The organism is Azohydromonas sediminis (genome assembly GCF_003574675.1).
GTDB classification, from domain to species: Bacteria; Pseudomonadota; Gammaproteobacteria; order Burkholderiales; family Burkholderiaceae_C; genus Calidifontimicrobium; species Calidifontimicrobium sediminis.
Genome location: NZ_QOAZ01000032.1, coordinates 25210 through 38596, shown reverse-complemented (window position 1 = coordinate 38596; position 13387 = coordinate 25210). Strand labels below are relative to the sequence as shown.

Annotated in this window: 6 protein-coding genes and 2 pseudogenes; 2 read left to right on the top strand and 6 right to left on the bottom strand. The window is 70.2% G+C overall.

Annotated features, from left to right (window positions below; all coding sequences use genetic code 11):
* Window positions 1-607: 607 nt before the first annotated feature.
* Window positions 608-1033: pseudogene (locus tag DRV96_RS14525) on the top strand (transposase); the annotation flags it as partial.
* 355 nt (window positions 1034-1388) lie between these two features.
* Here the strand turns inward: DRV96_RS14525 and DRV96_RS18615 are convergent.
* The 3 genes and pseudogenes from DRV96_RS18615 to DRV96_RS18760 form a co-directional block, all read right to left on the bottom strand.
* Window positions 1389-2330: pseudogene (locus tag DRV96_RS18615) on the bottom strand (IS630 family transposase); the annotation flags it as partial.
* 168 nt (window positions 2331-2498) lie between these two features.
* Window positions 2499-3023: a chemotaxis protein CheW gene (locus DRV96_RS14510; RefSeq protein ID WP_119292374.1), complete on the bottom strand. Its 525-nt coding sequence runs from the start codon at window positions 3021-3023 to the stop codon at window positions 2499-2501.
* Window positions 3024-3051: 28 nt separating this feature from the next.
* Window positions 3052-4839: a methyl-accepting chemotaxis protein gene (locus DRV96_RS18760; RefSeq protein WP_119292388.1), complete on the bottom strand. Its 1788-nt coding sequence runs from the start codon at window positions 4837-4839 to the stop codon at window positions 3052-3054.
* 249 nt (window positions 4840-5088) lie between these two features.
* Between DRV96_RS18760 and DRV96_RS14500 the strand changes: the two genes are divergently transcribed.
* Window positions 5089-8247, top strand: a complete 3159-nt coding sequence (locus tag DRV96_RS14500) for a hybrid sensor histidine kinase/response regulator (protein WP_119292372.1) — start codon at window positions 5089-5091, stop codon at window positions 8245-8247.
* A gap of 20 nt (window positions 8248-8267) precedes the next feature.
* Here DRV96_RS14500 and DRV96_RS14495 read toward each other — a convergent pair whose 3' ends face one another.
* Genes DRV96_RS14495 through DRV96_RS14485 form a run of 3 tightly spaced genes read right to left on the bottom strand, consistent with a single transcriptional unit; the run spans window position 8268 to window position 13262 of the window.
* Window positions 8268-9347: an HD domain-containing phosphohydrolase gene (locus tag DRV96_RS14495; RefSeq protein WP_119292370.1), complete on the bottom strand. Its 1080-nt coding sequence runs from the start codon at window positions 9345-9347 to the stop codon at window positions 8268-8270.
* The gene (locus tag DRV96_RS14490) at window positions 9347-11989 is read right to left on the bottom strand and encodes an ATP-binding protein (RefSeq protein WP_162911076.1); all 2643 of its coding nucleotides are present in this window, start codon (window positions 11987-11989) and stop codon (window positions 9347-9349) included. The genes DRV96_RS14495 and DRV96_RS14490 overlap by 1 nt, the downstream gene beginning before the upstream one ends.
* The gene (locus DRV96_RS14485) at window positions 11982-13262 is read right to left on the bottom strand and encodes a GGDEF domain-containing protein (RefSeq protein WP_162911075.1); all 1281 of its coding nucleotides are present in this window, start codon (window positions 13260-13262) and stop codon (window positions 11982-11984) included. The genes DRV96_RS14490 and DRV96_RS14485 overlap by 8 nt, the downstream gene beginning before the upstream one ends.
* Between the last annotated feature and the right edge of the window lie 125 nt (window positions 13263-13387).

Here is a 13387-nt window from a genome sequence, read left to right as displayed (position 1 = left end):
GGCACTTGTCTTCGGTTCCGTAGCGCTCGAGGAACTCGGGCATCGAAAGTCCGGCTTGAAACTGCACTCGGTTCATCGGCATGGCGCGCCTCCAGTAGGGATGCGGCCATCTTCCTGGCTCACAGGCTCAAAGACTGAGCCTGCTGAGGTTGCTCGCTAATCAGGTGGTAATGCGTGTTGCCAAGGCTGGCAAGCCAGCTCTTCCCGCGACGAGTTCCTGCAACGTCTAGGCCGCAATGCAGAGGCGGTTTCTCGTCGGTGCGTGACGCGGCTGTGATGTCGTCCGATGGGCATCCCCCCATCGGACGAAACCGCAGCCGCTGGCCGAACTGGATCCCGCGGCAGCAGCGCCGGCTCCCCAACCGCCCAGTGCTCACTATTCAAATTGGTCTCCCGTGTTGGGAGAGCGAAAAGGAGTTGCCGAGATGACCGCCCGTGATGACGAGGTGAATGACGAGCCAGCCGCCCCGCGGTCCCAGCCTCGGGATGCGGTGCGGCGAGCCATGGCGCGAGGCCTGTTCGTCGACGTGCCAGTCGGGCAGCCGTTTGGCGACGACGAGGAGCAGATGGAGTTCGAGAGCCTCATCCCCGGCGAAGCGCGTCTGTGCACGCTGGCGTCAAGCGGGCCCTCAAGGACGCCTGGTCGGCCTCGCACGCCGATCTGGCGCGCAAGCAGCTCGGCCGTCTGGCATCGTCGCTGCAGGCCAGGCACCCGGGTGCGGCCGCCAGCCTGCGCGAGGGCCGGGAGGAGACGCTGACCGTGCAGGCACTGGGCATCACCGCGGCGCTGTGGCGCACGCTGCGCACGACCAACCCCATCGAGAACCTGAACGGCTCGGTGGCGCACTACTGCCGCAACGTCGAGCGCTGGGGCGACGGCCAGATGGTGCTGCGCTGGGTGGCCAGCGCGCTCAGCGACGCGGCCACGCGAATGCGCAAGCTGCGCGGCTGTGGCCAGATGCGCACCCTCCTCAAGGCCCTGGATGCCCGTCGTCCGGCAAACGACGACGGCGCCGTCCTCGAGGCCGCGTAGCATGTTCACCGAGGGGCCGTCACCGGTCACGGTTCAACAGCGAACGGGACAATGCCCGTATCGAGCCAACTCGTTCTCTGTCCTCGTCCCCGGGTCTACGAAATGCGGCGGCCGAGCAGGCTGTGGATTTATGGGCGATGCGCTGCGCGGACCGGCCAGCTCGACGTGGACAACGCTGTCGCGTTGCCCACCGCGCAGGCCTTCGCCCACAAGCTCCACAGCCTCCCACCACCATCTACATGAACCTGGAACTCAACGAAGACCAGGTTCTATCGGGGCGACAACAATTCTGACGCGGGGGGGTCTTGATGCTTACCATCGGCTCCTGGAAGATGAAAAACGGCGGGCAGCTCATGACCAGTTGCAGCTTGGTCCGAGCGGGCGCGAGCTTGCGGACGGCCTGCTTCAGATCGGCGTTGGCCATCTCGCCGGGGTTCGACTCCGGGCTGCAGCCCGGCAGGTAGAACACCTCGATCTGGTCCTTGTGCGGCGCAAGCCATGCCTTGACCGGCATGCCGTGATGAACCCGCAGGTTGTCCAGGATCAGGTAGACCTTGCGTCCTGCGTTTCGGATGAGGCGCTTCATGAAGTCGATCAGGATGTCCGCGTCGAGCGCGCCGTCGAAAATCTTCCAGCGCATCGTGCCGCCCTTGGTGACGGTGGAGATGATCGACAGGCCATGGCGCTTGCTGTTCACCCGCACCACCGGCGTCTGGCCCTGCGCCGCATAGCTGCGACCGCGCACGTCGTCGCCGCGCAGTCCCGTCTCGCCGCCCCAGTGGATCTCTGCCCCCTCGACCTTCGCGCACGCTGCGATCACGGGGTATTGCTCGTCGAGTCACCTCTGCACCGCCGTCGGCGACTGCTCGTAGGCCTTGCGCATCGGCTTGTGCGGCGTGAAGCCCCAGCGCGACAGGTACGGGTCCATCGTGCGCATCGGCAACGCGATCCCGAAACGATCGCGGATCAACTCGGCCACCGCCTGGCGTATCCACAGCGCGCCGACCATCTTCAGCTGTTCCGGCGTGCGGTCTCGGATCAGGCGCTGCACCTCGCGCTCGTGCTCGGCGCTCAACGTGCGACCGCTGCCCGTGGGCCGGCCATCGCGCTCGACCTCGACGGCCTTCCAGCTGCCGGCCTCGTACGCCTTGACCGCCGCGATCACCGTGGTACGCGACATCTCGCACTGCGCCGCCGTGTCCTTCAGGCTCACGCCCTGCAGCCTCATCTTCACCGCGCGGCGCTGCCGCTCGTTCAAGGCCGCCAGCGTCAGCGTTCGAGAGTCGATCTCGGTCATCCAAGCTCTGACGCTTCGGCGCTGGCAAGTTCAAATGTTCAATGCCGAATCAATAGGGTCAGCCACCCCACCGCAGAACGTTGAAGGCGAGGCCCTCCGGGCCTCGAGTTCTTTCGCTGTTCGACCGCGCCGGCCCTGACGCACACCCGCCGTGCGCGCGCTTCGTCGTCATGGCAGTACCAGGCCGAGCACAGCTTCGATGTCGAGCAGGACGATCGTGCGTGAGGTGCCCGCGTCGTCCAGGCAGGCCAGGCCGGTCATGAACGCCGCACCTGCCTTGGATCCCAGCGCAGGCGCTTCCTTGAGGTCTTGGTCGCGCAGCCCGATCACCTCGGAGACGGCGTCGACGACCGCGCCGACGACACGCTCCTTCAGCATCAGCACGATGACGACCGTCCCCGCGGCCGGCCCGGTGTGGGGCAGGCCCATGCACATCCGCAGGTCGACGACGGGCACGACCACGCCGCGCAGGTTCACGACGCCCCTGACGCAAGGCGGCGCTCCGGCCAGTCGGGTCGGGGCTTCGTAGGATCGGATCTCCTGCACGCGCAGGATGTCGATCGCGTAGTCCTCGTCGCCGAGGCGAAACGCGAGGTACTCGCCGCGCTGGGCGCGCAACGCCGGCGCCGGTGGCGGCGTGCCGGCGTTCGCGCCGGCGGTCGCGGCGGGCGGGGGCTCGAGCAAGACGTTCATCCATGGTCCTCCGTCGGTGCCGGCGGCGTCAGAAGCTGGTCCAGTCGTCGGTGCCTGTTTGGGCCGCGCTGACGGCAGGCGCAGCGGCGTCGGCCTTCGCCGGCGCTGGCTCGCTCGCCGCCGGGCGCTTCGCATCACGGTCCTTCGCGCGCGTGGCCTGGCCGAAGGGCGGTCGCACGACGTTCTTCGCGCGCTGCGGGCCGCGCCGCTCGCGCCCGTCCCAAGCGGTGGCCGGGCGGCTCGCCGCCACCGCGGTGGCGCCCGTGGCGGCCACCTTGAACACCGAGACGGTTTGCAGCAGCTGCTGGGCTTGATGCTTCAGGCTCTCGGCCGCCGCGGCCGACTCTTCGACCAGCGCGGCGTTTTGCTGCGTCACCTGATCCATCTGGCTCACCGCCTCGCCGACCTGCGCGACGCCGGCGCTTTGCTCCTGGCTGGCGGCACTGATCTCGCCCATCAGATCGCTCACGCGCTGGATCGCTGCGACCACTTCCTGCATCGTCGCGCCGGCCTGGTCAGCGAGCCCGGTGCCCTGCTCGACCTGTTCGACGCTCGCCGTGATCAGCGTCTTGATCTCCTTGGCCGCGGCCGCGGCGCGCTGCGCGAGGTTGCGCACTTCGCCAGCGACGACGGCGAAGCCGCGTCCGGCCTCGCCGGCGCGCGCGGCCTCGACGGCGGCATTGAGCGCCAGGATGTTGGTCTGGAAGGCGATGCCGTCGATCACGCCGATGATGTCGGCGATGCGGCGGCTGCCGTCGTTGATGCCGCGCATCGTCGCGACCACCTGGGCGACGACCTCGCCGCCGCGCTGCGCGACGTCGGTGGCGCCGCGCGCGAGCTGGTTGGCCTGGCGCGCGTTTTCAGCGTTTTGCGACACCGTCGAGTTGAGCTGCTCCATCGACGCCGCCGTTTCTTCCAGCGCGCTGGCCTGCTCTTCGGTGCGCTGGCTCAGGTCGGCGTTGCCCTGCGCGATCTGCGCGCTCGCGGTGGCCACGCTGTCGGCATTCGAGCGCACGGTGGCCACGACGTCCTGGAGCCGCCGCTGCATCTGCGCCATCGACGCGAACAGGCTCGTCGCGTCGCTCGCGCGCACTGGAAGTGGCGTGACGAGATCGCCGTCGGCGATGCGCCGCGCGGCTGCGGCCGCGTCGCGTGGCTCGCCACCGAGCTCGCGCATCAAGCCGCGCACGATCAGCAACGCTGCCACGCCGGCGATCAGCACGCCCGCCGCACTGAGCACGAGCACCAGCGCCGTGAGCTTTGCCACATGCGCTTCGGCGGCTTGGCCGTCTTGCACCATCAAGCCGCTCTGGTAGGCGATCAGTTGGTCGACGGCCTTCTTGTATGCGGCCTGCCGTGCAGCGACGTCCTCGACGAGAAACTTCGCGGCCTCTTCGCGCCGCCCTTCGCCGACGAGGGTGAGCACACGATCCTGCCCCCCGATGTACTGTGTCCGCGCTTCGGCAATCTGCGTCAGCAGCTCGCGTCCGCGCGCCGAGGTGATGCCTTCCTTCAGCCGGTCGAGCCGTTCGACGATCGCGGCGCGCGAGCGCTGGATGGCCGCGACGTGCTGCCTCGCACTCTCGCTGTCGCGTGCCAGCGTGGCGTCGCGCATGGCGATCGCGATCGTATTGATCTCCTCGATCACGTCGTGAGCCCATACCGTTTTTGGAAAGCGGTCTTCGACCAGCAGACCGATGTCGTGCCCCAGCGTGCGCACACCGATCAGCGCCGCGGCTGCCACCAAGACCAGCAGAACCAGTACGCCGCCAAAGCCCAGCCCCAGCCGCCTCGACACCTTGAGCGAACCCGTCATCTCGCACTCCACCTGCGAACTCGCCAGATCCCGCCCGGCACGGTCGTTCGCATTCGAACGAAGGAACCCCAGGTTACGGCACGTCGTCGAGCGGCTTGAGCGCGAACAGCGACATCATGCGTGTCCAATTCACGCCGATCTGCCAGCGCGGGCGTCACCACACCGGGCGTTCGGGCCCGGTGTCGATGCGCTCGACGCCGGCCAGGGTGCCGGATTAAATTCGCCTCTTCGCTGGCCGATACGACCCCCATGGCACCCTGCCCACCCCCGTCGATCTCGCCGGCACGTGGCGCCGCACCGGCGCCGGCCGAACTGGCGGCGCCGCCGTGGCAGATCCTGCAGCGCTCGCTGGCAGCCACCGCAGTGGCCGACCTGGAAGGGCGCTTGATCTACGTGAACCCTGCCTGGCTGGCGCTGTGGGGTCATGAGACCGCCGAAGGCGTGCTCGGCATGGCCGCGACCGACGCGTCGCTGTGGGTCGACGGGCACGCGGCCCAGCGCGCACAGCAGGCGCTGCAGTCGCAGCAACGCTGGGAGGGCGCTCTCGTCGCACGCCGCACCGACGGCACCGCGGTGCCGCTGTGGTGCGCCGCGCATCTGGTCGTCGGCGGTGACGGTGCCCCGCTGGCGATGATGGCGACGTTTCTCGACCGGCGCGAGGAAGTCGCTGCGCGCGAGGCACTGCACGCCGAGCGACAGTTCTCCGAGTCCGTCATCGCCGCGGCAGGGGTTCTGGTGGCCGTACTCGACGAACAGGGCCGCTTCGTGCGCTTCAACGCCGAGTGTGAGCGAGCGAGCGGCTGGCAATCCGGCGAGGTGCTGGGCCGAACCCCCTGGACCACGGTGCTGCCCGCCGAGGAGGCGGATACCGTGCGCCGCGAGGCCTGGGACGTCGCCATGTTTCGAACTCCCGAAGGCCAGGTAATCCCCTACGTCAACGCGTGGCTGCACCGCGACGGCTCGCGACGGATGATTGCGTGGACCAACCGCGTGATTCGCGATGCCGGTGGCCGGCGCTTTCTGGTGAGCGTCGGCGTCGACATCTCCGAGCGTGAAGCCACCCGCCAGCGGCTGGAGCGCAGCGAGTCGCGTCTGCGCAAGGCGCAGCGCGTGGCCCGGGTCGGTTCGTGGCACCTCGATTTGCGCTCGGGCACGCTCGAGTGGTCCGAAGAGGTGTTTCGCATCTTCGAGCTCGATCCGGCGCAGTTCGTCCCATCGTACGAAGCCTTCCTGTCGCTCGTGCATCCCGACGACCGCGAGCGCGTCGATAACGCCTACCAATCGTCGCTGCGCAACCGGCATCCCTACCGCATCGAGCACCGGCTGCGCATGCCCGACGGGCGCATCAAGTGGGTCGAGGAGCAGGGCGACTCCGAGTTCGACGCCGCGGGCAGCCCGCTGCGCTCCGACGGCACCGTGCAGGACATCTCCGAGCGCCGCCAGGCCGCCGAGGCGCTGGCGCGCAGCGAGGCCCAACTTCGCGTCATCCTCGACGCCTATCCGGGCTGGATCGCTGCCGCCGACGACGACATGCGCTACGTCTACGTCAACGAAACGCTCGCGGCGCAGGTCGGGAAGCGACCGCAGGACATCATCGGCCGCACCGTGGCCGAGATCCGCGGCCCGCACATCGAAGCAGAACTGCGTGGACTCAACGAAAGGCTGCTGCGAGGCGAGCGCCTGGACGTCGAGCGCACCTACACGCATGCCGACGGGCGGCAGCGGCAGCACTGGGTCCACTACCGCGTCACGCCCGACGTCACGGCGCCCGACCGGCACGTCTTCTACGCCTTCGGCATCGACGTCACGGAGTACCGGCTCAGCGAGCTGCGGCTGGAGTCGATCGCCGAGGCCGTCGGCATCGGGACCTGGCAATGGGACGCCGCCGCCGCGAAGCTGACGGTCGACGATCGCTGCCTCGCGCTCGGCGGGTACGTGCGTGCCGACGTCGAAGGCGACCTGCTGTACTGGTTGCTTGCGCGCATTCACCCCGAAGACCGCGACGCACGCCGCGCGAACTACGACGCGCTGCTGGGCGGGCACACATCGGCAGTCGACAGCGAGTACCGCTTCCGCCACCGGGATGGCCATTGGGTCTGGCTGCTCGACCGCGGGCGCGTGGCCACGCGCGGTGCCGACGGCACCCCGGTGCTGGTCATCGGCGCGACGCAGGACATCGGCGTCTTGAAGCGGCACCAGGAGGCGCTGGCGGCGCTGAACGCCGAGCTCGAGCAGCGCGTCGCGCAGCGCACGCAGGCGCTCGCGCAGGCCAAGGACGAGGCCGAGCGCGCCAACGCTGCGAAGACCGAGTTCCTCTCGCGGATGAGCCACGAGCTGCGCACGCCGCTCAACGCGATCCTCGGCTTCGGCCAGCTGCTCGAGCTGTCGGTGCTCGGCGACGAGGACGCGGGCCACGTCGGCGAAATCCTGCGCGCCGGTGAGCACCTGCTCGAGCTGATCAACGAGATGCTCGACCTGGCGACGATCGAGGCCGGACGCATCCGCTTGCAGCCGCAGGCCGTCGACCTGCGGACGCTGGTCGAGGAGTGCCTGCACCTGGTGGCACCGGCCGCGACACGCGCGCAGCTGACGCTGGCCAACGAGGTGGCGGCGTCGTGCACGCACGCGTGGGCCGACCGTGGCCGGCTGCGGCAGGTGCTGCTGAATCTGCTGTCGAACGCGGTGAAGTACAACCGCCGCGGCGGACGCGTGAGCGTGGGCTGCCTGTGCGGCGCGCGCATGTTTGAGCTGCGCGTGTCCGACACCGGTGCCGGGCTGACACCGGCGCAGGCCGAGCGGCTGTTCGAGCCGTTCGAGCGCCTCGACGCCGACCGCAAGGGGATCCAGGGCACCGGCATCGGCCTGGCGGTCAGCCGCCGGCTCGTCGAGCTGATGCACGGCGAGATTGGCGTCCACAGTCGCCCCGGCGCGGGCAGCACGTTCTGGGTCCGGCTGCCCACCGCCCCCGCGGCCGAGGCGCCGGCCGCGGCCGACGACCCCGCCGCCGGCGAGGCCGCCGCAGCCACCCCGCGCGCGGCCACGTTGCTCTACGTCGAAGACAACGCGGCCAACCGGCGGCTGATGCAGCGCCTGCTGCAGCGCCAACCCGGCCTGCGGTTGCGGCTCGCCGTCGACGCCGACGAGGCCCTCGCCGAGGCTGCCCGCGAGCCGCCCGACGCCGTGCTGCTCGACATCCAGCTGCCCGGCACCGACGGCTACGCCCTGCTCGCATGGCTGCGCGAGGCCGGCTGCCAGGCGCCGGCGGTCGCGGTCAGCGCCTATGCGATGCCCGCCGACGTGCAGCGTGCACGCGCCGCTGGTTTCGTCGACTACCTGACCAAGCCGCTGGACGTACAGCGCACGCTGCAGGTGATCGCCGCGCTGGTGGGCACGGCCGACGGCGGCTGAGCTGTCGCGGGCGCGGGGGCTCAGCCCGGCTCGTCGTCGGGATAGCGCGCGCGGATCGCGACGACCTCGTCGAGATGGCGCACGAACAAGTCGACCAGCCGCGGCTCGAAGTGCGCGCCGCTTTGCGCTTTCACGTAGGCCACGGCGTCGTCGAAGCTCCAGCGGGGCTTGTACGGCCGTTGCGACAGCAGCGCGTCGAACACGTCGGCCAGCGCGCAGATGCGCCCCGCCTCGGCGATCGCCTCGCCGGCCAGTGCCCGCGGGTAGCCGCTGCCGTCCCACTTCTCGTGGTGCGTCCACGCGATCGTGCGCGCGAGCTCGAGCAGCTCGCAGCCGCCGCCTTCGAGCAGGCGCGCGCCGATTTCGGCGTGCGTCTTCATCACCGCCCACTCGTCGGCGTCGAGCTTGCCGGGCTTGAGCAGGATGTGGTCGGGGATGCCGATCTTGCCGACGTCGTGCATCGGCGCGGCGTTGAGCATCAGCTCGGCGTCGGCCTCGCTCCAGCCGGCCGCACGCGCCAGTAACGCAGCGGTGTGGCTCATGCGCAGGATGTGGTTGCCCGTCTCCTCGTCGCGGAACTCGGCCGCACGGCCGAGCCGGCGCAGGATCTCGAGCCGGCTGTCGTGCAGCTCGCGCGTGCGCACCTGCACCATCTCGGCGAGCACCTGCTGGCGCTCGTGCAGCAGCCGGTGGGCGAGGTGCGCGTCGAGCAGGTTGCGCACGCGCATCACCAGCTCGGCGCGGTCGAAGGGCTTGCTGACGAAGTCGCGCGCACCGGCGGCGAGCGCGCGCAGCAGGTGGTCGCGGCCGCGCTGCGCCGTGAGCACGAGAATCGGCGGCAGAAGGGGTTCACGCAGCGACCTCAGCTGGGCCATCACCGCGAAGCCGTCCAGCCGCGGCATGTTCAGGTCGAGCAAGATCAGGTCGACCGGGGCCTCGAGGTAGCGTCCGACGACGTCGAGCGGATCCTGGATGGCAACGAGATCCCGGTAGCCTTCCCGCTCGAGCGGCGCCACCAGCAGCCGCAGGTTGGCCGGCTCGTCGTCGACGAGCAGGATGCGCGGCGTGCGCGCCTGTGTCGCGGTGGCCGCGGCGTCCATCAGGCGGTGTCGCCTTCGCGGCGCAGCGCCCGCTCGACGGTGGCGATGAACGCACGCACGTCGAACGGTTTCGTCAGCATTGCGTCGAAGCCGGCCTCGCGTACCTGCTCGACGGTGCGGCGCATCGCATCGGCAGTGATCGCGATCACTGGCACGGCGCGCAGCCCCGGCTCCTGGCGCACGCGGGCCAGCAGCTTGAACCCGTTCAGCGGCGCCATCTGCAGGTCGAGCAGGATCAGGTCGGGAAGGTGGGCCAGCGCGAGTTCGAGGCCCACGCCCGGATCCTGCGCCGTCAGCAGCGCGATGCCGGGCCAGCGCTCGAAGATCTTCTCGACCAGCCGCAAGTTGGACGGATTGTCGTCGACGTAGAGCACCCGCCGGTCGGGCATCGACGGCAGCGTGGCCAGTGCCGAGTGGCCCCAGCCGGAGTCGCTGGTGGCCTCGTCGCTGCCCGGCAGCTCGAACCAGAACGTGCTGCCGCGGCCCGGCGCGCTGTCGACGCCGACGCGGCCGTGCATGTGCTCAACGAGGCGGCGCACGATGGCCAGCCCGATGCCGGTACCCTCGATCGGGCCCCGCTCGGCGCCCAGGCGCTGGAACGGCTGGAACAGCTCGCCTTGCCTGTCGGGCGGGATGCCAGGGCCCGTGTCCGTGACCTCGACGCGCACGTGGCCCGCCTCACCGCGGCGGGCGTGAATGCCGACGCGGCCACCCTCGACGTTGTACTTGATCGCATTCGACAGCAGGTTCATCAGCACCTGGCGCAGCCGCAGTCGGTCGGCGTGGACGGCGAGCGTGTCATCGACGTCGACACGCAAGCCGATGTGTCGACGCGCCGCCAGCGGTTGTGCCAGCCGCAGTACGTCGTGCACGATCTCGCTGAGGCCGACGTGCTCTGGCGACAGGACCAGGCGGCCGCTGTCGATGCGTGCGAGGTCGAGCACGTCGTCGATCAGCGCGAGCAGGTGGCGCCCACCCCTGAGGATTTCTTGCACGTGCGCGTGCGAAGGCGATGCGACCGGGATGTCGAGCTCGAGCAGCTGGCCAAAGCCGAGCACCGCGTTCATCGGCGTGCGCAGCTCGTGGCTCATCATCGACAGGAATTCGCTCTTGGCCTGGTTGGCGCGATCGGCCTCGTCACGCGCCGCCTGCAGCGCCAGTGCCGCTTGCTTGAACGCGGTGACGTCCTGAATCGCGCCACTCAGCCGCACGACGCGCCCGTTCTCGCGCTCGGCCTTGCCGATCACGCGCACCCAGCGGCGTTCGCCGTCGGCGGTGCGCAGCGGCAGCTCGAACTCGATCGGCTGCCCGTCGCGCAATGCGGCCTGCACGCTGCTGCGCACGATCTGGCGCGCATCGTTGCCGTCGTAGTGCGCGATCGCGCGGTCGAGGTCGATCTCGCTGCCGATCGCGAGACCGTGGATGCGGTAGGTCTCGTCGGACCAGTGCACGCGCTGCGTGTCGGCGTCGAGCGCCCAGCTGCCGACACGGGCCAGCCGGCTCATCTGCTCGAGCCGCTCGAGCTGCTGCGCCAGTGCGAACTGCGCCTGCTTCTGAGCCGTGATTTCGGTGCGAATCGACAGGTACTGGCGCGTGCGGCCGTCGTCGGCGCGGATCGGCATGATCGTCGTCGTGACCCAGTACCGCTGCCCGTCCTTGCGGCGGTTGCACAGCTCGCCTTGCCAGACGTGCCCGGCACTGATCGTGCGCCACATCTCGGCGTAGAAGTCGGGTGGGTGCACGCCCGACTTGACGATGCGGTGGTTGCGCCCGACGAGCTCGTCGCGCGTGTAGCCGCTCGTCGTGCAGAAGTGGTCGTTCGCGTAGACGATGCGGCCCTGTGCGTCGGTCACGCTGACCAGCGCGTGGGCGTCGAGTGCGCATCGCTCTTGTTCGTGCATCGCGAGCATGCGCTGCAGCGCCGCCCCGGCGGCCACCCAGCGGCGCCGGCGCAGCGCGCGGTCGCCGACGGCAGCGCACAGCGCCGGAGCGTCGACCGGTTCGAGCAGCACACTCGCGCCCGCCGGCAGGCTGTGCATTTGCTGCGGCCCGCCGACGATCGCGAGCAGCATGACGCCGTCGTGCGCGGCGTCGGCGCGCAGCAGGTGCATCAGGTCGGTCGCACTCGCCCCCGGCAAGCCCTCGCGCAAGACGACGACGTCGACCTCTGCGCGCGCGATCGCGGCGCAAAGTACGGGCGGCTCGCGCACCTCGTGCACATCGAAGCCAGCCGCGCGCAGCGCTGCGGCGTGTACCCGGCCCGCCGTGTCGTCCGGGCCGGCAAGCAGCACCTTCGGGGGGATGGCACCCGGCTCGACGCCCGCGGCACGCAGCGCGCGCAGCACACCGTCACGCGTGACCGGTGCCCCGACGAACAGTCCTGCCCCGTCGCGCAGCGCTTGCAGCCGCCACTGCCAGTCCTCGGCGGCGCCGAGCACGATCCACGGCACGCGGCGGTGCGCCGCGCTGTCGCGCAGCGCGGGCCACGTGGCTGCGTCGACGAGCACGGCCGTCAGGTCTGCGGCGTCGACATCGTCGACGGCGCGCATGCGCTCGTCGAACAGCCAGCGCGGCAGTTGGGTGCGCAGCGCGTCGTCGGCGACGGCGACGCCGACGCGCGGAAAGTGCGCGGAGTCAGGCATCGCGGCGGCGCGCGTCTGCGGTCGCGCGTTTGACGCGGTACATCGCGCGGTCGGCGGCGGCGAGCAGTGCGTCGGCATCGCGTCCGTCGGCACTCCACAGGGCCACGCCCACGCTCGCGTCGACCGTCACGGCGTGGCCGTCGACGACCACCGGCTGGGCCAATGCCGCGCGCAGGCGATCGGCCGCGGCCCGTGCCTGCGCGGGTGCGTCGACGCCGATCAGCAGCACCAGGAACTCGTCGCCACCGAGCCGCGCGACGAAGTCATCGGCCGGCAGTGCACGGCGCAGCCGCTGCGCGACTGCGACGAGTACGGCATCGCCGGCCGGGTGACCAAGCGTGTCGTTGACTGGTTTGAAGCGGTCGAGATCGAGGTACAGCAGCGCGAACGGCGGTCCGTGCGCCGCGGCGCTGCCGCAGGCCTGATGCAGGCGCAGCAGCGCATGAGCGCGGTTGGGCAGCGAGGTCAGGGGGTCGTGGAGTGCGCGCTCGCGCAGTTCGTCGCGCTCGCGCTCGGAGGTCAGGTCACGAATCACGCCGATGAAGCGCACGCCGATCGAGTCGCTGATGTCGTCGACGTTCAGATGCATCAAGAACCGGCTGCCGTCGCGGCGCAGTCCCTCCTCGACGCGGCCGCGCCCGATCACCCGCGGCTCGCCACCGTCGAGGTAGCGCTGGAGGTAGACATCGTGGCGTTCGCGATGCGGCGTCGGCATCAGCTGGCGCAGGTGCCGGCCACGCAGCTCGTCGGTGCTCCACTGAAACAGCTGCTGCGCGGCAGCGTTGAAGGTGTGGATGCGCCCGACCTCGTCGACGACGATGACGGCTTCGCTGACGTGGTCGAGCGCAGCGTGCCAGCCGCGCTGTAGCGCGACGATGCGGCGGCAGGCGGCCAAACACTCACGCAATTCGTCGTGTTCGAAGGGCACGTCGAGCACGCGGTCGACCAAGCCGGGCGCACGTTCGTGCAGCACCGCACGCAACCGGCGCGCGTCGCCGCCGACGACGATCGGCACGCCGTCGATGCACAGTTCGGTGCGCACGCGGTGCACCAGCGCAACGAGCGCCGTGTCGCCCAGCGCGGCATCGAGCAGCAGCAGTTCGGCTTCGCCACGCGCCAGCACTCGGCAGGCGGCATCGACGTCGGTCAGCGCCCGCAACTGCATTTCGAGTGCGCAGCAGCAGCCGTCGATGGCTTCGGCCAGTGCCGAGCCGGGACCGACGACGAGCGCACGGATCGGAAGCCGGCGCGTCTCGTTCGCGCGCTGCGTCAAGCAGGGGGCAGTGTCTGGCATGCGTTGGCAGCGATTGCCGCAGGTGGCCGCGGCGAGCCGCCACTCATCATACGTAATACGACTGGGGCACAGATCCACGCCGCCCCCGGGGAATCCCTGCGCCT

What these genes read in the sequence shown, in the direction of transcription:
- DRV96_RS14510 (WP_119292374.1), bottom strand. Translation starts at nt 3,023, where the DNA reads ATGAACGTCTTGCTCGAGCCCCCGCCCGCCGCGACCGCCGGCGCGAAC.
- DRV96_RS18760 (WP_119292388.1), bottom strand. Translation starts at nt 4,839, where the DNA reads ATGACGGGTTCGCTCAAGGTGTCGAGGCGGCTGGGGCTGGGCTTTGGC.
- DRV96_RS14500 (WP_119292372.1), top strand. Translation starts at nt 5,089, where the DNA reads ATGGCACCCTGCCCACCCCCGTCGATCTCGCCGGCACGTGGCGCCGCA.
- DRV96_RS14495 (WP_119292370.1), bottom strand. Translation starts at nt 9,347, where the DNA reads ATGGACGCCGCGGCCACCGCGACACAGGCGCGCACGCCGCGCATCCTG.
- DRV96_RS14490 (WP_162911076.1), bottom strand. Translation starts at nt 11,989, where the DNA reads ATGCCTGACTCCGCGCACTTTCCGCGCGTCGGCGTCGCCGTCGCCGAC.